General features: G+C 41.9%; 18 protein-coding genes and 1 pseudogene. 11 read left to right on the top strand and 8 right to left on the bottom strand.

Translation table 11 applies throughout. The annotated features are described in order from the left end of the window. The first annotated feature begins 229 nt into the window (after positions 1-229). The 3 genes from ACQY4U_RS02700 to ACQY4U_RS02690 all read left to right on the top strand — a co-directional run bounded on the left by ACQY4U_RS02700 (position 230) and on the right by ACQY4U_RS02690 (position 6,285). Positions 230-1,450, top strand: a complete 1,221-nt coding sequence (locus tag ACQY4U_RS02700) for a hypothetical protein (protein WP_428327834.1) — start codon at positions 230-232, stop codon at positions 1,448-1,450. A gap of 198 nt (positions 1,451-1,648) precedes the next feature. After that, positions 1,649-5,068 carry an FtsX-like permease family protein gene (locus tag ACQY4U_RS02695; RefSeq protein ID WP_428327833.1) on the top strand — a complete coding sequence of 1,140 codons (3,420 nt, stop codon included), beginning with the start codon at positions 1,649-1,651 and terminating at the stop codon, positions 5,066-5,068. 158 nt (positions 5,069-5,226) lie between these two features. Then, positions 5,227-6,285: an alpha/beta fold hydrolase gene (locus ACQY4U_RS02690; protein ID WP_428327832.1), complete on the top strand. Its 1,059-nt coding sequence runs from the start codon at positions 5,227-5,229 to the stop codon at positions 6,283-6,285. A gap of 17 nt (positions 6,286-6,302) precedes the next feature. On the opposite strand, the gene ACQY4U_RS02685 is transcribed toward ACQY4U_RS02690, so the two are convergent. Beyond that, entirely contained in the window at positions 6,303-7,361 is a 1,059-nt protein-coding gene (locus tag ACQY4U_RS02685; protein WP_428327831.1) for a ligand-binding sensor domain-containing protein, read from the bottom strand. A gap of 98 nt (positions 7,362-7,459) precedes the next feature. Further along, a complete protein-coding gene (locus ACQY4U_RS02680) occupies positions 7,460-8,548 on the bottom strand; it encodes a ligand-binding sensor domain-containing protein (protein ID WP_428327830.1) in 1,089 nt (362 codons plus the stop codon). 110 nt (positions 8,549-8,658) lie between these two features. Here ACQY4U_RS02680 and ACQY4U_RS02675 point away from each other — a divergent pair, with 110 nt between their 5' ends. After that, entirely contained in the window at positions 8,659-9,546 is an 888-nt protein-coding gene (locus ACQY4U_RS02675) for a winged helix-turn-helix domain-containing protein (protein ID WP_428327829.1), read from the top strand. Here the strand turns inward: ACQY4U_RS02675 and ACQY4U_RS02670 are convergent. Next, a complete protein-coding gene (locus tag ACQY4U_RS02670; protein WP_428327828.1) occupies positions 9,539-10,714 on the bottom strand; it encodes an FAD-dependent oxidoreductase in 1,176 nt (391 codons plus the stop codon). The two genes, ACQY4U_RS02675 and ACQY4U_RS02670, sit on opposite strands and share 8 nt — an antisense overlap. Before the next feature lie 91 nt (positions 10,715-10,805). Here ACQY4U_RS02670 and ACQY4U_RS02665 point away from each other — a divergent pair, with 91 nt between their 5' ends. After that, on the top strand, positions 10,806-11,768 hold the full coding sequence (locus tag ACQY4U_RS02665; RefSeq protein ID WP_428327827.1) for a helix-turn-helix transcriptional regulator: 963 nt from the start codon (positions 10,806-10,808) through the stop codon (positions 11,766-11,768). A 148-nt stretch (positions 11,769-11,916) separates the two neighbouring features. On the opposite strand, the gene ACQY4U_RS02660 is transcribed toward ACQY4U_RS02665, so the two are convergent. Then, on the bottom strand, positions 11,917-12,603 hold the full coding sequence (locus tag ACQY4U_RS02660; RefSeq protein WP_428327826.1) for a sugar phosphate isomerase/epimerase family protein: 687 nt from the start codon (positions 12,601-12,603) through the stop codon (positions 11,917-11,919). Positions 12,604-12,839: 236 nt separating this feature from the next. On the opposite strand from ACQY4U_RS02660, the gene ACQY4U_RS02655 reads away from it, so the two are divergent. From ACQY4U_RS02655 to ACQY4U_RS02645, 3 genes and pseudogenes are all read left to right on the top strand, one after another. Further along, on the top strand, positions 12,840-13,415 hold the full coding sequence (locus ACQY4U_RS02655) for a Crp/Fnr family transcriptional regulator (protein ID WP_428327825.1): 576 nt from the start codon (positions 12,840-12,842) through the stop codon (positions 13,413-13,415). 81 nt (positions 13,416-13,496) lie between these two features. Then, positions 13,497-14,636 carry an MFS transporter gene (locus ACQY4U_RS02650; protein ID WP_428327824.1) on the top strand — a complete coding sequence of 380 codons (1,140 nt, stop codon included), beginning with the start codon at positions 13,497-13,499 and terminating at the stop codon, positions 14,634-14,636. 134 nt (positions 14,637-14,770) lie between these two features. After that, a pseudogene (locus ACQY4U_RS02645) lies at positions 14,771-15,238 on the top strand (cysteine hydrolase family protein); the annotation flags it as partial. 59 nt (positions 15,239-15,297) lie between these two features. Here ACQY4U_RS02645 and ACQY4U_RS02640 read toward each other — a convergent pair. The 4 genes from ACQY4U_RS02640 to ACQY4U_RS02625 are packed head-to-tail and all read right to left on the bottom strand — an operon-like array spanning position 15,298 to position 17,955. Next, on the bottom strand, positions 15,298-15,891 hold the full coding sequence (locus ACQY4U_RS02640) for an HD domain-containing protein (RefSeq protein ID WP_428327823.1): 594 nt from the start codon (positions 15,889-15,891) through the stop codon (positions 15,298-15,300). Between the two features lie 27 nt (positions 15,892-15,918). Then, a complete protein-coding gene (locus ACQY4U_RS02635) occupies positions 15,919-16,215 on the bottom strand; it encodes a Dabb family protein (RefSeq protein ID WP_428327822.1) in 297 nt (98 codons plus the stop codon). A gap of 53 nt (positions 16,216-16,268) precedes the next feature. Next, positions 16,269-17,459 (bottom strand): aminotransferase class V-fold PLP-dependent enzyme, encoded by a 1,191-nt coding sequence (locus ACQY4U_RS02630; RefSeq protein WP_428327821.1) that lies wholly within the window; start codon positions 17,457-17,459, stop codon positions 16,269-16,271. Positions 17,460-17,475: 16 nt separating this feature from the next. Next, positions 17,476-17,955 (bottom strand): GNAT family N-acetyltransferase, encoded by a 480-nt coding sequence (locus ACQY4U_RS02625; RefSeq protein WP_428327820.1) that lies wholly within the window; start codon positions 17,953-17,955, stop codon positions 17,476-17,478. 91 nt (positions 17,956-18,046) lie between these two features. Between ACQY4U_RS02625 and ACQY4U_RS02620 the strand changes: the two genes are divergently transcribed. The 3 genes from ACQY4U_RS02620 (at position 18,047) to ACQY4U_RS02610 (ending at position 21,269) form a co-directional block, all read left to right on the top strand. Further along, complete coding sequence (locus ACQY4U_RS02620; protein WP_428327819.1) at positions 18,047-19,492, top strand: PLP-dependent aminotransferase family protein; 1,446 nt, start codon at positions 18,047-18,049, stop codon at positions 19,490-19,492. A 122-nt stretch (positions 19,493-19,614) separates the two neighbouring features. Beyond that, a complete protein-coding gene (locus ACQY4U_RS02615; RefSeq protein WP_428327818.1) occupies positions 19,615-19,845 on the top strand; it encodes a hypothetical protein in 231 nt (76 codons plus the stop codon). Positions 19,846-19,853: 8 nt separating this feature from the next. Then, positions 19,854-21,269, top strand: coding sequence for a hypothetical protein (locus ACQY4U_RS02610; RefSeq protein ID WP_428327817.1), 1,416 nt, complete (start codon positions 19,854-19,856; stop codon positions 21,267-21,269). Positions 21,270-21,323: the final 54 nt, after the last annotated feature.

The raw sequence follows: 21,323 nt of genomic DNA, 5'->3' as shown, positions 1-21,323 counted from the left end.
AGATTAAAAAAATACCAATACCTTAAAAACACCATAGCTAAAAAATCGCTCTTGGTCGAATTCTATGCAAAATGATAGCCGAAATGCTGAGCTCTGTAAAGTTCAAACTAAACAAGAGGATGGAAATGGCATTAAACCATTTCCTATACATAAAAATTAATCTTTAGTAAATTCTAAATAAACTAATATTGACATCTTCACCTTGCCATAAACAATTAAAACAATCTTCATGAAAAAGCTTATACTATTTTGTTTATGCCTTTTACCAGCGGCCCTAATGGCGCAGGATGCCTCCAATATGATCCCGCAAAAAAACGCGGTAAAAGATACCGCCAACCAGCGGGACTTAATCGATATCGGCAAGACCTTATTCCATATCAATCCTCATGCGCCCAGGATACAACGCGAAAAAAAGATCTATTTTTCGATTTTGCCTGTGCCTGGCTCCGTACCCGGCGGTGCAGGCCGTGCGCTGATCACCAGCACCACCGCAGCCACCTACCTGGGGGCTAAAAGCACTACTAACCTATCCAGTGTAAACTTCGCACCTTACTGGAACTTAAAAAGCAGGTTCGGGTTGCCGTTGCGTTCGAGTGTTTGGTTAAAAGATAATACCTGGAACATACAGGGCGATATCCGCTTTCTGGTTTATCCGCAATATACCTGGGGCTTGGGCAGCAGCCATAGTAACAATGACAAAACATTGGTTGACGATAATTTTATCCGCTTTTACCAAAGTGCGCTTAAACAGGTTACGCCATATTTCTTTGCTGGTTTTGGATATGCGCTTGACTACCATACTGGTATTAAAAGTGATGACCCCACTGTGAATCTTACCCAATTCACACATTACAACTATGGCACCAAAGGCAGTTCGGTTTCTTCCGGCATTACCTTTAACCTGCTCTACGATACCCGTAACAACTCTATTAACCCACTGCCAGGCGCTTATGCCAATGTTGTTTACCGGGCAAACCCAAGCTTTTTAGGAAGTGATAATTACTGGAATTCGTTGTACATTGATCTGAGAAAATATGTAGCCATGAATCCATCCAAACCTAATCAGCAAAATACGCTTGCCTTTTGGTCATATTTCTGGACGGTTTTTAATAGCGATGCCCCTTATCTCGACCTGCCGAGTATTGGCTGGGATCCTTATAACCGCTCTGGCGAAGGCATGGATCAAAACCGTTACCGTGGCAAATCACTATTTTACTTTGAAACGGAATATCGCCGGGATATTACAGCTAACGGTTTGCTGGGCTTTGTCGCCTTTACCAACATCAATTCCGTTAGTGGTTCAGGCACCTTATTTACTTCATGGCACCCTGCTGCCGGCACAGGCCTTCGCATCAAGTTTAATAAGGGATCAAACACAAACATAGGCCTTGATTACGGATTTAGTAAAGGATATGATGCTTTAATATTAAATGTTGGCGAAGCTTTTTAACGGGATTGCGGTTTCATCCTAACCTGGCTCGTTTTGCTTGCCTTGTTTGATCTGCGGAATGGTAAATTAATTAGACAATCATGCTTTTATGATTGCTGTAAGTAAAGCGGCGGCTCGTTTGGTATATTTATTCTCGCATAATTTTGTATAGATCAATATGTTGTAAATTTGGAACAACCTTTAGTCTATTTTAATTACTTGAATCCTGATATATTCTATACTAATCTGTACCATGTAGCCGCTATGGCAACCCTGTTTTCGGGGCTTACACTTGCGCTGCTTTTAGCACTTGCAAAAAGAGAAGGCCAAACATCCAACCTGTTTTTAAGTGCCGCTTTAGCTGTAATTGTACTGAAGGCTGGCGGGCTATCGCCGATTTTTTTACCGGCGCTGGGGCCGCTATTGTATTTTTATGTGCGGCGGATGACGGCAGCAAATCTTCAATTTGCACGAAAGGATATACTGCATTTTTGCCCTTTGCTGGTTGCATATTGGATGCCCGGTTGGCTGGTAATCATTTCGGTTATTATTTATTTATACCTGTCGCACCGATTGATACAGCATTTTTATAACCGATTGCAGCCGTTGCTAATGGATAGGCCGCGCTTTGCCTTCCGCAGGTTAGATAGGGCCTTACAACTGCTCGGCTTGCTTTGCCTGTTATGGCTGTTTAATGATGCCTTGAGCATTACCATTGCTTTTGTGCTTATTGGCATGGCTGCCGAAGTGATATTAAAATTGGATAGCACCACGCAACTGGCCACGCCGGTAACCGATAGATATGATGCAAAGGAAAAAAGCCGCAGGCTAAAGGAAGCCGTAGCTGCAAATCATCTTTATAAAGATGCAGAACTGACATTGACCTCCCTGGCGGTAAAGCTGAATATCCACCCGCACGATTTATCGCGGATTATTAATGTGGGGTTGGGAAAAAACTTTAACGACTTTATTAATGAGTTCAGAGTACGTGAAACTGCCCGGAAAATGCGCGACCCGGCCCACGACCGGCTCACACTGCTGGGAATTGCCTATGAGTCGGGGTTTAATTCTCAAAGAACTTTCAACCGCGTTTTTAAAGAGATGACCGGCAAAACCCCGGTAGAATATAAGAACGGCCTGAAAAAAGAACTGCCAAATGATAAGTTGGCCACTCCATCACACTTACCGCCGGTAATATTGCGTTCACAAAGCCCGTTAAGCTGGGCTGCTGTAAAATCAAATCGCAATTACATGATTAAAAATTATTTCAAAATTGCCTGGCGCAACCTTGTTAGAAATAAAGCTTTATCGTTTATTAATATAGGTGGTCTTGCAGTGGGCATGGCCGTGGTGATGCTTATCAGTTTGTGGATTTTGGATGAAGTATCATTTAATAAAAATCACGGTAATTACCACCGTATAGCCCAGGTAGTACAAAATATAACCAATAATGGCGAAGTGAAAACCTCGTTGCACGTACCGTATCCTTTAGCAGCCGAGCTGCGCAAAAACTATGGCAGTGATTTTAAGGCTGTAGCCATGGCAACACTCCCAAGAGATTATATAGTGGCTTCAGGTAATAAAAAGCTGACCGAGCAAGGCTGCTTTATGGAAAGCGGAGGGCCAGCCCTGTTTACACTAAACATGCTCAAAGGCAGAGGCGATGCGATAAAGGATCCATCGTCGATATTAATATCCGCGGCTACAGCAAAGGCACTTTTCGGCAATGTGAACCCAATGGGTAAAATATTGAAGTTAAATTTGAGGTGGAACGGTTTAGATAATCTAAAAATAGCCGGCGTTTATGCAGATCTGCCCGCGAATACCACGCTTGCAGGCATGGCCTTTATTGGTTCATGGGGCCACTTTGAGGCAGGCCTGGGCGGAATGATTGATCCATGGGGACCAGGCATTGTTAACTTATATGTTCAACTGGCTCCCAATGCCGACCTTGACAAGGTATCTTTAAAAATAAGGGATGAAATGCTCCGGCATTTAAAACCAGTTGCAGCTTCAGTAAAACAGGCACTGTTTCTGCAGCCCATGAGTAAATGGCATTTATACAGCGAGTTTAAAGATGGAAAAAATACCGGTGGCGAAATACAATATGTGTGGCTTTTTGGTATTGTAGGCGTGTTTGTACTGCTGCTGGCCTGTATTAACTTCATGAACTTAAGTACCGCGCGGTCTGAAAAACGCGCGCGCGAAGTAGGGATACGCAAGGCAATTGGTTCATCGCGCAGCCAATTGATATACCAGTTTTACGGCGAATCATTACTTTGCGTATTGCTGGCATTTTTAGCCTCGTTACTGTTGGTTGAATTAAGTATTGCAGCCTTCGATGAGCTGGCCGGTAAACAGATAGCCATTCCCTGGAACAGCCCGGCATTTTGGCTCGCGGGCATTGGCCTCAGTTTTATCACTGCTATTATCAGTGGCAGCTATCCGGCACTCTACCTGTCGTCATTTAAGCCGGTAAAGGTATTGAAGGGGGTGTTTCTGGTCGGGCGGCTGGCTTCAGCCCCGCGTAAAGTACTGGTGGTATTTCAGTTTACCGTTTCTATTGTGCTCATCATCGGTACTATTGTAGTTATCCGGCAGATACTTTTTGCCAAAGACCGCCCCGTAGGCTATAGCCAGGACAGATTGGTTGTAATACCCATCCGGTCTATGGAAATTCACCAAAATTTTGATGTGATAAAACAGGCCCTGACAAGTAACGGCACAATAACTGAAATGGCCGAAGCAGATGCTCCGCCAAATAAAGTTGCAGGTACTACAGGCGGTGTTGCATGGCCCGGAAAAGACCCTAATCTGAGTGCAGATTTTGGCCAGGAAGATATTTCATACAATTATGGCAAAACCATTGGCTGGGAATTAGGCGCAGGCCGCGATTTCTCACCTTCATTCATTTCCGATTCAGCGGCGGTGATCATTAACCAGGCAGCGGCTGATTTTATGGTCATGAAAAAACCGACAGAAAGCTACATAACCTTTTATGGTAAACGGTTTAAAATCATAGGAGTAACAAAAGACGTAATTAACCGGTCGCCTTACGGGCAGGTGCCACCAATGGTTTATTTTTTGGCTAAATGGGCGGGAGGCTGTATCCTGTTAAAGATAAGCCCGACAATGGGTACTGGTAAAGCTATTAGCAACATCGCTTCGGTGTTAAAAACCGAAAATCCACAACAGCCGTTTGAGTATCACTTTGTTGACCAGGAATATGCCAAAGAATTTGGAAACGAGGAACGCATAGGCAAACTGGCTACCGTATTTGCCGGCCTGGCTATTTTTATCAGTTGCCTCGGGCTGTTTGGCATGGCATCATTTATGGCCGAACAGCGAGTTAAAGAAATAGGTATACGTAAGGTGCTTGGCGCATCCGTGTTCGCCCTGTGGCAATTGCTATCAAAAGATTTTGCCATACTGGTATCTATATCAATAATTATAGCCTCGCCTGTGGCTTATTACTTTATGCACAACTGGCTGAACAATTATCAGTACCATACCGATTTTGCCTGGTGGATATTTTTCATTACAGCTATTGGCGCTATACTAATCACATTGATAACGGTAAGCTTCCAGTCCATAAAAGCAGCATCAGCAAACCCGATAAAAAGTTTGAAGACAGAATAGCAAGCTAAAATCCACTTAAAGCAGTAATTCGAAGTGATCTAAATTTAATCCGCTATTAGATTCGACATTTTTTATCATTTCATGTGTCTTGTTAACCCGCTGCCTTTAATTGTTAAATTTGTCTAATTTTCCAGTTTCAAACTTAAATTATCTTGTAAATGGGCCGCTTAACCATCTTTGTTTTTATATGTTTTTTATGGAGTACTGTTATTTGCAAGGCTCAAAAAAGCGCCGTAATTAAGGTGACCGACAGGCAGCAATTTGCTCAATTAGGCGATTTTAAACTCGAAGGGGGCGGGATCTTGAAGGATTGCCGTGTTGGCTACCGTACCTATGGGCATTTAAACGAAAGCAGAACAAATGGTGTATTGTTTCCGACCTGGTTTGGCGGCACAGCAAAAAATGTTGAACAATATATGTCGCCCTGGAAAGTGGTTGATACTACCCGTTTCTTTTTAATTATTGTTGATGCCTTGGGCGATGGTGTATCCTCATCGCCATCTAATAGTGTCAGGCAACATGGCCCGGCGTTTCCCGCGTTTTCAATCGGCGATATGGTACAAAGCCAGTACCAGTTGCTTATACAAAAGTTAAACATCAAACATCTGCACGCAGTGATGGGTATATCAATGGGTGGATTTCAAACCTTTCAATGGGGTGTAAGTTTTCCCGATTTTGCCGATTGCCTTATTCCATTGGTTGGCAGCCCGCAACTTAATGGGTACGATCTGTATAATTTAAATATCGTGCGTAAAATAATCGAAGCAGATACTGCTTTTAACCATGGGCATTACAAGGTTAATCCAATAATTGCACCTGCAGCCATGTACCTTGATTTTAGCCTCACCACTCCGGCATACAAGGCAAAAACAATACCTCGCGAAAATTTCTACGCATTATTAAAAAACGTAGAGAAGGCACCAAGAGCAACCGATTGGAATGATACCTACTACCAATTAATTGCTGTACTTGGACAAGATATTGCTAAAAACTATAATGGCTCATTAAGCGAAGCGGCAAAGCACATCAAGGCAAAAATGCTGATCATCACCTCGCTGCAAGATCATCTGGTTAACCCTGCACCGGCCATCGCATTTTCAAAACTTTTGCCGGCAAAACTGATCATGTTAAATTCCGAATTAGGGCATCAGGCACCAAATTTTGATGATCCGGAGCAGAAAATCGCTATTAAGGAAATACTTGCCGCCGAAAAGTAAAAGCATCTTGGATGATTTTATTTCTTTTTACGGTTAAAGCTGGCAATGTTACTTCCATCATAACAATACACCCCATCAGAGGCTCCAAACCAAATTCGCCCATCATTAGCTTCTAAAATCCCACAGATCATTCCATGGTTTGGCTTTATTTCGGTTACAGTGGGCTTTTTATTTGATAAGGATCTTTCATCATAACGGGATAGCGCCCATTGGCTCTTAGCACTTACAAAACCATTTAAAGCTTTCTCGTCAAAACGATATAGTGCCCAATCCTGGCCGTTGGCTTTTTCTGAACTTGTCCAGATATTGCCCTTTTTATCTTCGTAGATATAACCCACAAAATTCCGGCTGAAATTGGTAAATGTGCTGCCGTTGCAACGCCAAAGCCCATCAAAGCCACCAAGCCAGATATTGCCTTTTTTATCTTCGATGATAGAACGAACATTTGTAAAGGGCTTGCCCTTATAGGTGAAAACTGTAAATTTTTTTCCATCATAAAAGCAGGCATTACCCCTTGTGCCAAACCAAAATTTGCCTGTTTTATCTTCGATGATTAAATTAATATCATTGTCGGACAGCCCGGATTTGGTTGTAAAATTTCTGAAGGACTTCCCATCATAACGGCTTGCTCCGCCACCGGTACCGAACCAAATATTGCCCGCTTTATCTTCATAAATACAAGTAACGTCGTTCCCGGCAAGCCCATCCCTGGTTGTGAAATTTTTAAACGATTTACCATCGTAATAATAAACACCGGAGCCGATTGAGCCGAACCACAAGTTGCCATTCCCGTCTTCCAAAACAGAAAAGAAGCGGGCTGAACTTACTTTACTGGTAATATTGGTAAACGTTTTTCCATCGTACCTAAAAATACCATCAAATGCAGCAACCCAAATATTGCCCTTTTTATCTTGTATAATATTACGGGCGATTTGGCTGGGCCCTGCGGAATTGATTACGCTCCTGGCTCCAGCCTTTATATTGTCTTTTGGCAAGTCTGTTTTTACTTGTCCCCTGCAAGGTGTACAAAAAACAAGCGTCAGCAACAAAGCGTAAATAGATGAGTAGTTTTTCATTTATTCTTTTAATTATATTATAATCGCTTTTAACAACTATCAGCTCCAGGCTGAATGATTTAAATCAGCAATACACATTATTGCTGCATTTTTCATCTTTAAAAAACCATGATGGTCTTTCCATCATAACGATACAACCCGCCCGTGACTCCTCCAAACCAGATACTTCCATCCTTAGCTTCTAATATCCCCCTGATAAATGAAGTAATATTTATAGCCGCTCCCTCCATAATTTCGGTTACAGCAGGATTTTTATCGTACAAGGAATTTGCATCATAACGGGAAAGTGCCCAGCCCCCCTTATTAGGATCTGTTACACTAATCGTCCAGATGTTTCCTTTTTTATCTTCTATCATGGTAATAACTCGCCTCTTCGATGCCTTAGTAACGGTACTGCCGTTATAGCGCCAAAGGCCCTGCTCACCATATAAAATAACACCACCGGGCGATATTCTTTTTTTATCTGCGAGTAAAAAGGCGTCGAACCAAATATTGCCTTTTCTATCTTCCATTATCGACCTAACGCCGGTAAAAGTTTTACCGGCCTTGTTTTTGAAAATGGTAAATGTTTTTCCATCATAAAAACAAAGTTCGCCAGGGCTGCCAAACCATAATTTCCCGGTCTTGTCTTCAGTTATAATAGTGATACTGTTATTGGAAAGTCCTTCTTTAGTTGTAAAATTTTGAAAAGATTGCCCATCGTAACGGCTTACTCCTCCTTCTGTGCCGAACCAAATATTACCGGCTTTATCTTCATAAATAGCCGTAACTCTATTGTTGGCAAGCCCCTCTCTGGTTGTAAAATGTTTAAAGTCTGCCCGTTTGGCAGGTATGCCTGACTGACCCACGGGCAACGATTTCTCATTATAATAGTAAACGCCTGAATCCCTGGTGGCTAACCAAAAATTTCCTTTCCGATCTTGCAGAACATCCCAAAACATGGGCGAACCAACTCTGCTTGTAAGGTTGGTAAACGATTTTCCATCGTATTTAACCACGCCTTTATTGTAAGCAATCAAAATGTTCCCGCTCCTATCTTGCTTTATATTCCTAAAAGTTTTATTAAAATTGATAGAGTCTGTAGTTTCGGACCAGATATACGGTCCTTTTGTTTGGCTTGGCCCTTTACAGGAGGTGTAAAAAGCAAACACCAGGAATAAGGTGTAAATTTGTGTATGTATCTTCATTTTTCTGCTATTATCAAAGTTGATGCAGCGAAATTACTTTGATATCTTTCAGCACGGGGAATTTGGATTGTAAATAAAAATGTAAACTTTGTAAATAAAAGCCTGACGTTATGCATCTTAGTCGAAATCTGCTCTCCGGGAAAAGCAAATACCTGCTTACACTGATATTACTCCTGTTTATCTCTGCAATCTGCGTGGCTTTCAGCATAAACAGGAGTGACGACTTTGATATTGCCAGAAGGGAAATTTTGCTCCGCAGGATCGGACATGAGTTACTCTTACAATCGGGCGACAGTACCTCAAGGGTGCTCCCGGTAAAAAAGATAGCAGCAAATGAGTACCAGATCATGTTTGAAAATAAATTCACTTTTCAACCGGATTCCCTGGTGAACACCACCCGGCGTTTGTTGGCCAAAGATCCGCTCGCAGGTGATTATGTGGTTAATGTTTTAAACAGTGGTAACTCCAGTGTTGCTTATGGATATGCTATATCGCAAAATAAAAAAGATGATATTGTAGCATGCCTTGGAAGAAAGCAACCGAAAGCCTCTTACATGATCAATATCCAATTCAAACACACGGGCATAAGCACAGTAAAGAATAGGTATATTTTGGGCAGCCTGCCATTTTTAGCGTTTGTTGGTTTTGTTTTTTTGAGATCGGTTAAACCGCGGAGAGCAGCGCCAACGGATCAAAATACCGGCATGTTAACTTTAGGAGCAGTGTTGTTTGATGCAAAGCAACGGCAATTAGTAATAAATAAAAATATCATAGACCTAACCGGAACAGAAAACCGGATACTGCGGATTTTAGCGCTGTCGCCCAATGAAACCATAGCGAGGAACCGGCTACAAAAAGAGATATGGGAAGACGAAGGCGTAATTGTAGGGCGCAGTCTGGATATGTTCATATCAAAACTTAGAAAAAAACTGGAGCCTGATCCTAATATCAACATTGTTGTTATCCGCGGCAAAGGATATAAGCTTGAGGTTAGCTGATAGGCGGGGTTTCTATTCCAAAAACGTTCAGCACCTTTTTAAGTGCACCTTCGCTATGCATCAGCGCTCCGTTTTCAAGTGATATTTTTGCTGCATTGGCCGCTCTGTGCCGCATGCTTACTTCATAGGCTGCAATGGCTTTGTGCACCGTATTATATTTATTTGAGGTTAGGCAGTCGCTTAGTTCCAGCGCATCAAACATGGCTGTATTTGCGCCTTCACCTTCAAAGGGCGGCATTACATGGGCGGCATCGCCAAGTAATGTTAAATTGGGCATGGCTTTCCAAGTTTGATCCAAAGGCATACAATAAATTGGCCGGGGCGTAGCAGGTGTTCCCGCATTTTCAAAAAGTTTGTACCAGGTATTGCTCCATCCGCTGTATTCTTTTTTAAACCAGGCCAATAATTGTGTTTTATCAGCAAAATCCAATCCGCTGTTTAATGCCCAGTTTTCAGCGGGCTTAAAGCTTGCGTAAAAACCCAGGCTGCCATTCGCTTTCTGGCCGCCCAATATGTTTTGTCCGTTTTCGAAAGCCATTAGCTTACCACCGTTTAGCAATGTATAAATATGGGGTATCTTTTTTGCTGCATCTTCAACATTAATTTCAAGCATGGTAATACCTGTATAAAAAGCTTTGATAGGTGTAACGTACGGGCGAATTTTTGAACTGGCACCATCAGCAGCAATTACAACATCTGCGTAAGCCGCTGATCCGTTTTTAAAATACAGTAACCAACCTTCATTTTGTTTTTCCATTGAAACAAAATGGCTGTTCCAAACAACCGTTTCCGGCTTTAAAGACGTTAAAAATATTTTCCTTAATGCCCCCCTTTCTATTTCGGGGCGGGCAGGCTCATCGCCTAAATCTTTTTCAGGGCTGGGTTTGTGGTCGCTGAAAATAATTTCTGCCCGTTCATTTACGATAACCTTTTTATCTGCACCTTTACGAACATTCTTTTTAAACTCGTCTGCCAAACCAGCTTTGCGTATAGCAGCCCATCCCGATTCTTCATGCATATCAAGCGGTGAGCCCTGCACACGGGCAGCTGCATCAAAATCCCGTTCATATACCTTTAAGTTTACACCGCTGAGCTGTAACAGCCTCGCTAAGGTTAACCCTCCCGGACCACCACCTATAATGGCGATTTGCTTATCCTTCAGTATCATGCTTATTGTTTTTTATTGTACTGCAAAACTATTGTGTATATTAGAGATAGAATGACCCTAAAAGACACAAAAACAGCCGTAAAAGACTTTTATGGAAAAGGATCAACAACAAACTGAACCAACTGTACTGAAAAGGCTTGCCCATTTGTTAGGGACAGCAGTAAAAAACTGGCGCTTAGAAATTCCTGAAAAGTTTGGTAAGGGCTATTGCTACGGGTTTGTTTTTAATAAACATATCCGGATGCTGATCTTCAATTATGAACTTCATGAAGATTTGGCTGTGGAAAATCCAGATCTTAATGCTACAGCAGGAACTATCCTTTTTAAATTCCAGAATATCTTTCCCGAAACCGAAACCTTGCCGGCAGGGAAGTACTCAAAAGTCACACCTTCTGTATTAATTGCTACTAAAAGCCTAAGCACTGAAGCCGTTATCCCCATCCATACCAACACGGCAACTATTAACATAGAAGTTGATGCAGGTTATTTGAACAGCCTGTTTCCCCTGTCAGAAAAATCGCCGGCTTTGCAAAGCCTCCTGCAGCATACTCAGCCTTTATTTTTCGAGCAAATGATCTATCCTTCTTTACAGAAAATTGTGGATGAAATTGTATCAGCACCGGTTGATGAGGTTTTTAAGCTCTTTTTTATGCGGATAAAGGCTGAAGAACTGGTTTGCAGATTATTAATGGAACTTGAAAAGCGGGATACACAACAGCTTTACGCTTTAAATAACAATGATATTCAAACCATTTATAAAGTTAAAGCGCAAATTTTGGAACACCTGGAAATTCCGCCATTAATAAAAGATCTGGCCTTATCTGCCGGTATGAGCCCAACCAAACTAAAGCGTTTATTTAAACAAATTTTCGGTAGTAGTATTTTTAATTATTACCAGCAGTTCAGGATGAAAGAGGCTGCCTTTTTGCTGAAAGAAAAAAAGCTATCAGTAGCTGATACGGGATATAAGCTGGGCTTTACTAACCTAAGTCATTTTTCAACCGTTTTTAAAGATCATATTGGAATGAAACCGAAACAATATAGCCAGTCTTAACCTATAAATAAAAGCTATTGATATATCTTATACCTATCTTTCAATAAATTCATCATGTAAACATTAATATCCCATTGGCTGGCAACCGGTGCTTGGGTAAATGGTATTGAGGGCATATAAGGGGCAGGCCCAAACTCAGGAGTTATGGTTAATAAAGCAGCGCCTGCTTTAACCCTGGATTGCACGATCTGGTCCCACCATTGCAGGTGTGCATCAACCTCTGCTTTCCATTCGGGTGCGCGCGGATCCGAAACCTAGCGGATTCAGCCTGGCCAACCCTTGCATGGATATGTATGGCTTTACTTATAGCCAGGTCTACCGCCTCAGTTTGTTGTTCCAATAAACTTTCTGATACATTGCACCAATGCGAAAAATCAGCAGTGATGCCTATATCCGGATTGTTGGTGAGCAATTGCTTTGTAATATGAGCTGCAAACAAGGCTTTGTTGCGGTGGGTTTCGTGTGCTATTAATATCCCGGTATCTTCCGTTACCTGTTTTGCCAGTTGAAAAAGCTCCCGGTTTTGAGCAGGTGTAAAATAGTCTTTCCCCGTTTGCGAATCTATAAGCAGCGGTTTTAGGGCGGCTATACATTCCAGGTGCTTTTTAAAATTCTCTTTGTGGAGAGGAAAGTCCTTTTCAAAGGATTGATAGTATTGGCCAATAAGCAAAAGCCCCTGCTTTTTTAGTGCACCGGTGATTACCTGTTGCTCAGCCTCATCGAAGGGTATGGGTGTTTCAACGCCGTCAAAACCGGCATCTTTTACCATTTTACAAAAATCATCCCAGGAATGGTGTTCAGCTCCCCATTTTGGACAAAAAAATTTAATTTGCATGCTATAATATTAATACGCCAGCGCAAATATATTTAAAGGGATTCAAATTGCTTTTTTTCAGTTCATTAGCTACATCTTCCGTTTTCTGGGCAGCAACAAACGAATAAGTAAAATAGGATCCCTATGTATAGAATTATATAAATGGGCTATCGGTTACAAATATGTTAGCTTAAGCATAAGCGCTAAAGTATATGCAGGCAAAAAATAAGGATATTTTTACCCCTACATTTACATTAATGCAGAATCTGATACTTCATGCTTATATTAAACAAGTTTCAAAAAGGATAGCCGATGAGGATCTGCCTTTATTGGCAAGCTGCGCTGTTAGCCGGGGATTAAAAAGGGGTGAGCTATTGTTAAAAGAGGGTGAGGTGTGTCGCGAGATTTACTTGGTTAAAAGCGGCTACCTGCGCACTTATTATAATAAGGAGGGCGAATTGATTAACCTTAATTTTGCTTTTGAGGGAGATTTTACCACTAATTTACAAAGCATCAGGAGCAAGCAAAAGTCGGATTTTACAATTGAAGCCGGGGAAGATAGTTTGGTATGGATTTTTAATTTAGATAAGATCAATGAGCGGTTTAATGCCAATCCGCAAGTTATATCCTTCATCAGGCGTTTGGCAATCTATATACTTTTAGCATCTGAAGAACATAGCACCCTGTTCAAATTATATACTCCAACAGAAAGATACCGCTACATCGAAAAAAGCAAGCCTCAGCTATTACAGCGCATTTCCCTTTCGCAGTTAGCCTCTTACCTGGGCGTAGCGCGCGAAACACTGAGTCGCATCCGCGCAAAAAAATCATAATGCCCGCTGATTGTGATTTTGGTCACACCCCCTTACAAACACTTTGATCCATCTTTGCAGCAGCAAAATTGCTTCGGCTTAATGACGGATATAAAAATAAATACTTTCAGGGCCTTTGAAAACCATAATTACCGGCTATACTTTGCGGGGCAATCCTTATCGCTGATAGGTACCTGGATGCAAAAGACGGCTGTGAGCTGGCTGGTTTACAGCATGACGCATTCGGCCTTTATGTTAGGTGTTACCATGTTTGCAACCCAGTTTCCCTCGTTCCTGTTTTCGCTACTCGGTGGCATTATGTCAGACAGGTATAACCGGTACAGGGTATTGCTGCTTACACAGGCACTCTCAATGGTCCAGGCGGTGCTGCTTACCGTATTGGTATTTACCAATCATTACACCGTTTGGCAGATCCTCACGTTCAGCGTTATACTGGGTACTATCAATGCATTTGATGTGCCTGCCCGCCAACCGCTGGTACACGAAATGATAACAGACAAAGCCGATCTGCCCAATGCCCTTGCCCTTAACTCCAGCATGAATAATCTTGCACGCCTGATAGGCCCGGCTTTATCGGGCATTGTACTGCAGAAGTTTGGCGCGGGATGCTGTTTTCTTTTAAATGGGTTGAGCTTTATAGCAGTAATTATCTCGCTTTTATTAATGACGCTGCCCAAACATATACCATCAACCATAAAAAAGAATATAAGATTGGACCTTGCCGAAGGCTTTGTATATGTAAAAAACACCCCGGCAATTGGCCTCATTTTGCTGATGCTTACTTTTATGAGCCTGTTAGTACTACCTTACAATACCCTTTTGCCCATTTTTGCCCGGGTTGTATTTAATGGCAATGCCGCCACTTTTGGCTATATAAACAGCTTTATTGGTTTGGGGGCTGTAGGTGGCGCGGTGTTTTTAGCGTCATTAAATCCAGGGGCTGATCTTAAATTCGTTTTGTTTATCAACACCCTTATTTTAGGTTTCGGGCTAATACTTTTTTCGCACACCAGTTATTTTCCGCTGGCTATGCTTTTTGCCGTTATATGTGGCTTTGGCACCATGTCGCAAAGCACCATCTGCAATACTATTATACAGTTTAATTCAGCTAAAAAAATGCGAGGGCGGGTTATCATTTATTTTATAAGTTTTAAATTATTGATGTTCTTCTGTTTTATATGTTTTATGCTTATTAAGGCGGTCGCCTATCAAAAAGCCTGAAAATATAAGGGCTATAATTATGCCGGTTATACCCTGGTAAAGCAATACATTGGGTGCGCCTATCCGCTGAGACGCCGCCCCGATAATCAGGCTGCCAACAGGCAGCACGCCAATAGCCATCAGCAAGTAATACAGCACAAGCTATAGCAAATGCACGGGGTAAAAAAATCCCTGTTATTTATGTATTAGTAGGATTTAGAAATGGCGCACCAGAAATGAGCATGAATAATAAAAGTGCTGCCAGTGGCGGCAAAGAATTATATGCTACCCTTAACATGGACGAGTTTATGAAGATACCGTCAGATTTAGCTCCATGGGCCGATGACCTGATTGTTGTAAAACGCCGGATAAGTGCCTTTACCGGCAGCGACCTGGATGTGGTTTTAAGAGCGCTTAATATCGGGCACCTGGTGCTTGCAGGTATTTCTACCAGCGGGGTGGTACTATCAACCGTACGCGAAGCAGCTGATAAAGATTTCCAGCTAACGGTACTAACAGATTGCTGCGCCGACAGGGACGACGAGGTGCACCGCGTACTTATAACCAAGATTTTCCCCCGCCAAACAGATGTGTTAACTATTGAGGAATGGTGTAAGTTGTAATACTATCAAAGCACAAAGCCTACGGTTGTTACCGTAGGCTTTGTTTATAAGCGCGGTTTTCATTCCGCCTTTAATATTCCTTTCTCAACACTTTCCTCAATCAGTTTTTTGGCAAAGGCCCACAGGGTTTCTGATCCCTGTTGAATAATACTTTTCTTTTCCAGCACTTGTTCAAATTTCACACCAAACTCGGCCCAGGTTCCACCGTTGTTTGATACATTTTGCAGCAATGGTTCCAGGCGGTCCATTGCGCGGGCAAACTTAGCTTCGGGCGTTTTGCCGGTTTCAAACTCTTCCCAAATTTCAATTAACTCTTCGGCCTGTGCTACCGGCAAAAGCCCGAAGATCCTTTCGGCAGCCTTTCGTTCAGCATCCGTATTGCTGTGGCTGTTTACGGTATCATATAAAAAAATATCGCCTGCATCTATTTCCACCACATCATGAATAAGCAGCATTTTAACAACCTTTAAAACATCAACCGGTTCATTGGCATGTTCGGCCAATATAATGGCCATTATGGCTAAATGCCAGCTGTGCTCTGCATCGTTTTCATTACGATCGCTGTTAAACAACCTGGTTTTACGCAGAATATATTTTACCTTATCTATCTCGTGGATAAACGCAATTTGTTTAAAAAGATGCTCAGGGTTCATATTGTTCTTTTTAAAATGAACAGCTAGTTATTGTGCATCGTAAATAATAACCTTGTCAAAAAACTGGCGAAAACTATCTAAAAATGCTTTATGTATGGGGTGAACCTGATAAACATCGTGCGCCGCCAAATCATCAAAAAACAATACTAAGCTAAAAGTATAGCTCGTATCAACCACTGCACGCTCAATCGGCGCCGGCGTACCAATATGTATGGTTTTAACAACTTCAATATCCTTTAATGTTTGCAATCCTCCGGCAAATGCCTGGTGCTGATCGGTAGTGGTTTCGGCTTTTAACCAGAATAAAACGTGGTGAGCTATCATAAATTTATTTTTTCAAATATAATAATAGCTCTCCACAACTAAACAGCCAGATATTAAAGAGCTGCAAGTTCAGTGCATAACTGCTGAAGTTCCTCTTCGGTATTGTAATAATGTACCGAGGCCCTTACAATACTGCTCAGATGGTTTTTATCCATATAAATACGCGTAGAGATGGCTTTACCTACCGATACATTGATGTGCTTTTCGCCCAGTTTATTTTTCACGGCTGCGCTGTCAATTCCCTTTACTGAAAACGTAACTATCCCGCATTTTTGGTCGCCAATATCATGTACGGTTATCCCGTCAATATTTTGCAGCTGGCTCCGCAGCAGATCAGCAAGGTATTGTATGCGTTGCCAAATCCGGTCAACTCCAATATCCAAGGCATATTCCACAGCCTTACCTAAACCTAATGTTAGGGCACGGTTCTTTTCGTATAATTCAAAACGGCGGGCATCATCCCTTGGTCTATAGGCTTCCATACTAACCGATGGCGCACTAAAGCCATCCATAAAAAATAGCTTTAGTTTATCCTGCACTGCTTTCCGTACATATAAAAACCCCGTTCCGCGTGGGGCACGCAGGTATTTGCGCCCCGTTACCGATAGCATATCGCAATCAATTTCTCTAACATCTACGGGGATTTGCCCGGCCGACTGGCAGGCATCAACCAAATATAAGATATTGTGCCTGCGGGCTATTTTACCAATTTCAACAATGGGAATCATTCCACCGGCTGTTGACGGGATATGGGTAACTGCGATTAGTTTTGTTTGTGGCGAAATAGCCGCTTCTAACTCATGGAGCGGAAAGTTTCCCTGCTCATCGTTAGCAATTACCTTTAGCTCAACCCCTTGTGATTGCTGCACATTCAAAAAACTGATCAGGTTGGTTACGTATTCCATCTCTGATGTAATGATCACATCACCTTTTTTAAAGCTGATGCCATTAAAGGCTATTCCCCAGGCAGTGCTGGCATTTTCAACAAGGGCAATCTCATCATCATTGGCATTGATCAAACGGGCAATTAACGGGTAGATATTATCCAGTTCCGCCGAATATTTAAATTCAGTTTCGTATCCACCAAAAACAGCTTCTTCGTTCAAATAATTTACAACGGTTTCAACCACCACGTCAGGCGGCAGCGCTGAGCCCGCATTGTTAAAATGGATCCTTTCGGCTGTTCCGCGGGTTTCTGCGCGGTATTGTTGTATTTCCTGTTCGGTTATGGTTTTAATCTGCATTGCGTTAATTTTAAACTCAGGCGGTGGCTTTTTGTTCTTCAAAATCTATCTCCATCATAATATCGGCCCGGTGATAGGTGCCCGGCACCACGGGAATTTCAATAAAGCCTAATTTATGATAAATATGTATGGCATTTTTAAGTACCCTGTTTGAAAAAAGGATCAGCTTTTTCACGCCCAGTTGTCGTGCTTTATCAATGCCTGCCTGGCATAAAAACTGGCCAGCACCACCACCGCGAAATGATTTATCAATAGCCATTTTGGTCAGCTCAAAAACACCTTCTTCCACAAAACGAAGTGCCACGGTACCGATGACGGTTGATCCCGATGTAATGAAATACACCTTACCGCCGTCCTTAATTATTGATTCTTCTGGATTTTCTAAAACATATTTGTCAAAGGGTTCCACAACAAAATACTCTTCGAGCCAGGCTTTGTTAAAGCTTTCAAAATATGGCTGGTATTGCGGTTGGTAATCAATTATCTGTAAATCCATTTCTAATCGTTATTAATTATTACAAAGTAAAACGATAAACAAATAACAAAACAGATTCAGAATTTGTATTTTTGACCATAACAGATTTTTTATGGAAACGATATTTCACCTCCCTGATAATGATTTTTTATATGCGCAGATCTCCGGTCGTATTGAAAAACAGATCAAACAAAACCTGTTAAAATGCGGTGATAAGCTGCCATCAGTAAGGGCGCTGAGCAATGAGCAGGGCATCAGTATCAGTACAGCTTATAAGGCTTATGTCGAGCTGGAAAACATGGGTATGATTGAAGCGCGGCCAAAATCGGGTTATTATGTGAAGTATTCGCCGTCAAGATCGGCTAAGGCGCCGGAGATCAACCCGCCTTTAAAAAAGATAGAGCAGGTAAGCGTTGGCGAAATGATCTCGATGGTTTACCGCAACATGGCAGAGGAGGATGTGGTTCGTTTATCACGCTCTACCCCCTCACTAAATCTGCTGCCGCTTGCAAAGCTGAGCAAGTCAATGACGGAGGCCATCCGTAAAAGTCCATCGGGCAATGTAAATTATGAAAAACTGCAGGGCAATGTTTCCCTGCGCAAACAGATAGCCAAAAATGCCTTTAACTGGGGCGGTATCCATACAGAAGATGATGTGGTAACCACGCAGGGCTGTATGGAAGCGTTGGTTTTTTGCCTGCGGGCTGTTACCAAACCCGGCGATACGGTTGCTATTGAAAGCCCCACATTTTTCGGCATTTTTAACATCATGCTAAGTCTTGATCTAAAGGTGCTGGAAATACCCGTTAATCCCGAAACCGGGATTGATATCGAATATTTAACACAGGCTATGGATAAGGTGGGTATTAAAGCCTGCCTGTTTGTTTCAAACTTTAGCAACCCGGTAGGCAGCTGCATGCCCGACGACCGCAAGCAGCAGTTGGTTAGTTTATTAACAGCCCGGCAAATTCCCCTAATTGAGGATGATATTTATGGCGAGATCTATTTTGGTAAAAGCAGACCCCGTACCTGCAAAAGCTATGATACCGAAGGCTGGGTAATGTTATGTTCGTCCGTTTCAAAATCGCTTGCTCCCGGTTACAGAGTGGGCTGGTGTATCCCCGGCAGGTTTAAGGAGCAGATCATCAACCTGAAAATGATGCATACCATTTCGTCGGCCACACCAACACAAGCCGCCATAGCCCACTTTTTTGAAACCGGCCGCTACGATCTGCACATGCGCAACCTGCGCAAGGCCCTGCATACACAATGCCTGCGTTATACACAGGCTATTGCCACTCATTTCCCTGCAGATGTAAAAATAAGCAGGCCGCAGGGCGGTTATGCTTTATGGATTGAGCTCAATAAAAATATTGATGCTTTTGAACTTTATCAGGCAGCCATTACGCAGGGCATCAGCATAGCGCCCGGGCAAATTTTTAGTACCGATGCACGGTTCACTAATTTTATCCGAATCAGCTTTGGTTTTTCGTATGATGACGTGGTGGAGCAAAGTTTTATAGTTTTAGGCGGGCTGATCAAAAAAATGGGGCAATAACCTTTCACTGAGTTTTAAAAATACTACCGTAAAAACGCCTTAAAATTTAAGGTTAAATCACTGTATAATAAATACTTGTAAATTATTAAATTTGGCTAACCAAACATTTTATCACTTTAGCCATGCCAAACTTTATCTCCGTTCAGCAATCAAAAGAAAATGATCCTAATACCTGGTATTATGCCCAGGAAAGCGATTCATTAGCTACCATTAAGAGCAATATGACCTACAATGCGATCAGCTCTTTCAGCAAAGCATCCTGGAGTGGGAAGCGGCTTAATGGTACTGAAAAAAACATTACTAATAATGCCACAGGCGGGTCTTTAGCCGTAGTTGTTTACCAAAAGCTTTAATCACAGCCATGAAAAAAATTTGCTTTGCCAGCATATTACTATGTATTATGCTGTCTTCCTGCGGCCTTTGGAATAATGTATTTCATCCACCAATAGGCAAACTCTCAAAAAGATATGATGTTGCAACACTAAGCAAAGATGCTGATTTAAACAATTATATAAGCGTTGAAGGTTTTGTGCTTGCTCCAAAACCAAGCCCCGATTTGCCCACTAACCTGAAAAGCCTGTTCTCGTTGCCGGCCAGCTCGCAGAAACAGCTAATTATCGAGCTATCAAAAAAGAACAAAAAATCTTCGCCTTTTTTAACTGATATTAAAGCCAAGCTTGAAGATAAGGACGACCCCGGTGCAGCATCTTTGATAGAGGATTATACATCCTTTAAAAGACGGTTTATAATTTCGGTACGGAACAAAAGCCCGATGCCAGAAGACCGGATCTCTAAACTCTATATTGAACTTACAGAGAAAGACCCTGTAATGAATTTTACAAGCACCAGTTATTTAGCAACTGATTTTGAAAGTATAAATCTTGCCAATCAAACCTATTCTAAAAAAAATACATTTAGTTCAAGCCTTAATGCAACAAGCGGTGTAGCCTTGTCAAACGGCAGTACATCAACAAGCGGCACTTCCAAATCTGATTCTACACAGCAAAACATAGTCAATAATTCAAGCAGCAGTAATCAGCTGGCCAAATCAAACGCTATAAATAATTCAATTGGCGGCTCAGTAGGTTTTAACAGCGAGCGTGATTTTAGCGAAGAGGTTGCCTTGAAGCAGCGTTATGTAAATGTTTCGGCATCCATTAGCAATAACCAATTATCAGTTGTACAGGAAAGCACGATGGGTATTGACCTTAGCGGTAATATTTTGCTTGATGTTGAGTTTAAATGTGACCCTACTAAATTTGCCTCGCAAAGGGTTTTCAGTTTCAGTAACCTTGTAGTAAAGGATGCATTGACCAAACCTGATAAAATAGAGGTGAGGGAATACTATATAAAATACCCGGATATTGCTAATAACGATGTAGCCAAGATCAGCTTTGAAGGGGTTTTTAGAAAAGTAACCGGTAATGGTAACACCATATCAGAAGCTGATGATTTTGTAACCTTTTACCAAGGCAAAGGCAATGGCACAAAAGATGTAATAGTATTTACACCTAAAGAACTGGTTCCAAAATTCTGGAAGATACTGTATAACAATAATCCTGTTCAAATTAAAAGTCCGGCTACTAATACAACCGAAGATCTGATCTTTTCATCTTACGAAAACCCAACGGCATTTTTACTTTGGTTGAAAAATTCAGGCTTTCAAAATGGGCCGATTGGTAAAGGCTATATCCTGTTTTATAAAGATAACGGTATGAATAACCAGCCACTAACCCAAATGCAAATACAATCATTATATATTTCAATTGCGCCTTGATTATAGGCTTAAAGATCTGCTTAATCCAAAGCTTCCGCACTTGCCGGAAGCTTT

It is taken from the genome of Mucilaginibacter sp. (assembly GCF_965277465.1).
Lineage (GTDB): Bacteria > Bacteroidota > Bacteroidia > Sphingobacteriales > Sphingobacteriaceae > Mucilaginibacter.
Note: the sequence above shows the minus strand (reverse complement) of the source record. Positions and strands in the feature narration are given on the sequence as shown.

Bases quoted from the DNA above. Each gene is read 5' to 3' on its own strand.
- ACQY4U_RS02630 (WP_428327821.1), bottom strand. From the start codon at position 17,459: ATGCAGATTAAAACCATAACCGAACAGGAAATACAACAATACCGCGCA.
- ACQY4U_RS02700 (WP_428327834.1), top strand. From the start codon at position 230: ATGAAAAAGCTTATACTATTTTGTTTATGCCTTTTACCAGCGGCCCTA.
- ACQY4U_RS02690 (WP_428327832.1), top strand. From the start codon at position 5,227: ATGGGCCGCTTAACCATCTTTGTTTTTATATGTTTTTTATGGAGTACT.
- ACQY4U_RS02615 (WP_428327818.1), top strand. From the start codon at position 19,615: ATGCCAAACTTTATCTCCGTTCAGCAATCAAAAGAAAATGATCCTAAT.
- ACQY4U_RS02680 (WP_428327830.1), bottom strand. From the start codon at position 8,548: ATGAAGATACATACACAAATTTACACCTTATTCCTGGTGTTTGCTTTT.
- ACQY4U_RS02685 (WP_428327831.1), bottom strand. From the start codon at position 7,361: ATGAAAAACTACTCATCTATTTACGCTTTGTTGCTGACGCTTGTTTTT.
- ACQY4U_RS02665 (WP_428327827.1), top strand. From the start codon at position 10,806: ATGGAAAAGGATCAACAACAAACTGAACCAACTGTACTGAAAAGGCTT.
- ACQY4U_RS02610 (WP_428327817.1), top strand. From the start codon at position 19,854: ATGAAAAAAATTTGCTTTGCCAGCATATTACTATGTATTATGCTGTCT.
- ACQY4U_RS02620 (WP_428327819.1), top strand. From the start codon at position 18,047: ATGGAAACGATATTTCACCTCCCTGATAATGATTTTTTATATGCGCAG.
- ACQY4U_RS02635 (WP_428327822.1), bottom strand. From the start codon at position 16,215: ATGATAGCTCACCACGTTTTATTCTGGTTAAAAGCCGAAACCACTACC.
- ACQY4U_RS02675 (WP_428327829.1), top strand. From the start codon at position 8,659: ATGCATCTTAGTCGAAATCTGCTCTCCGGGAAAAGCAAATACCTGCTT.
- ACQY4U_RS02640 (WP_428327823.1), bottom strand. From the start codon at position 15,891: ATGAACCCTGAGCATCTTTTTAAACAAATTGCGTTTATCCACGAGATA.
- ACQY4U_RS02660 (WP_428327826.1), bottom strand. From the start codon at position 12,603: ATGCAAATTAAATTTTTTTGTCCAAAATGGGGAGCTGAACACCATTCC.
- ACQY4U_RS02670 (WP_428327828.1), bottom strand. From the start codon at position 10,714: ATGATACTGAAGGATAAGCAAATCGCCATTATAGGTGGTGGTCCGGGA.
- ACQY4U_RS02655 (WP_428327825.1), top strand. From the start codon at position 12,840: ATGCAGAATCTGATACTTCATGCTTATATTAAACAAGTTTCAAAAAGG.
- ACQY4U_RS02625 (WP_428327820.1), bottom strand. From the start codon at position 17,955: ATGGATTTACAGATAATTGATTACCAACCGCAATACCAGCCATATTTT.
- ACQY4U_RS02650 (WP_428327824.1), top strand. From the start codon at position 13,497: ATGACGGATATAAAAATAAATACTTTCAGGGCCTTTGAAAACCATAAT.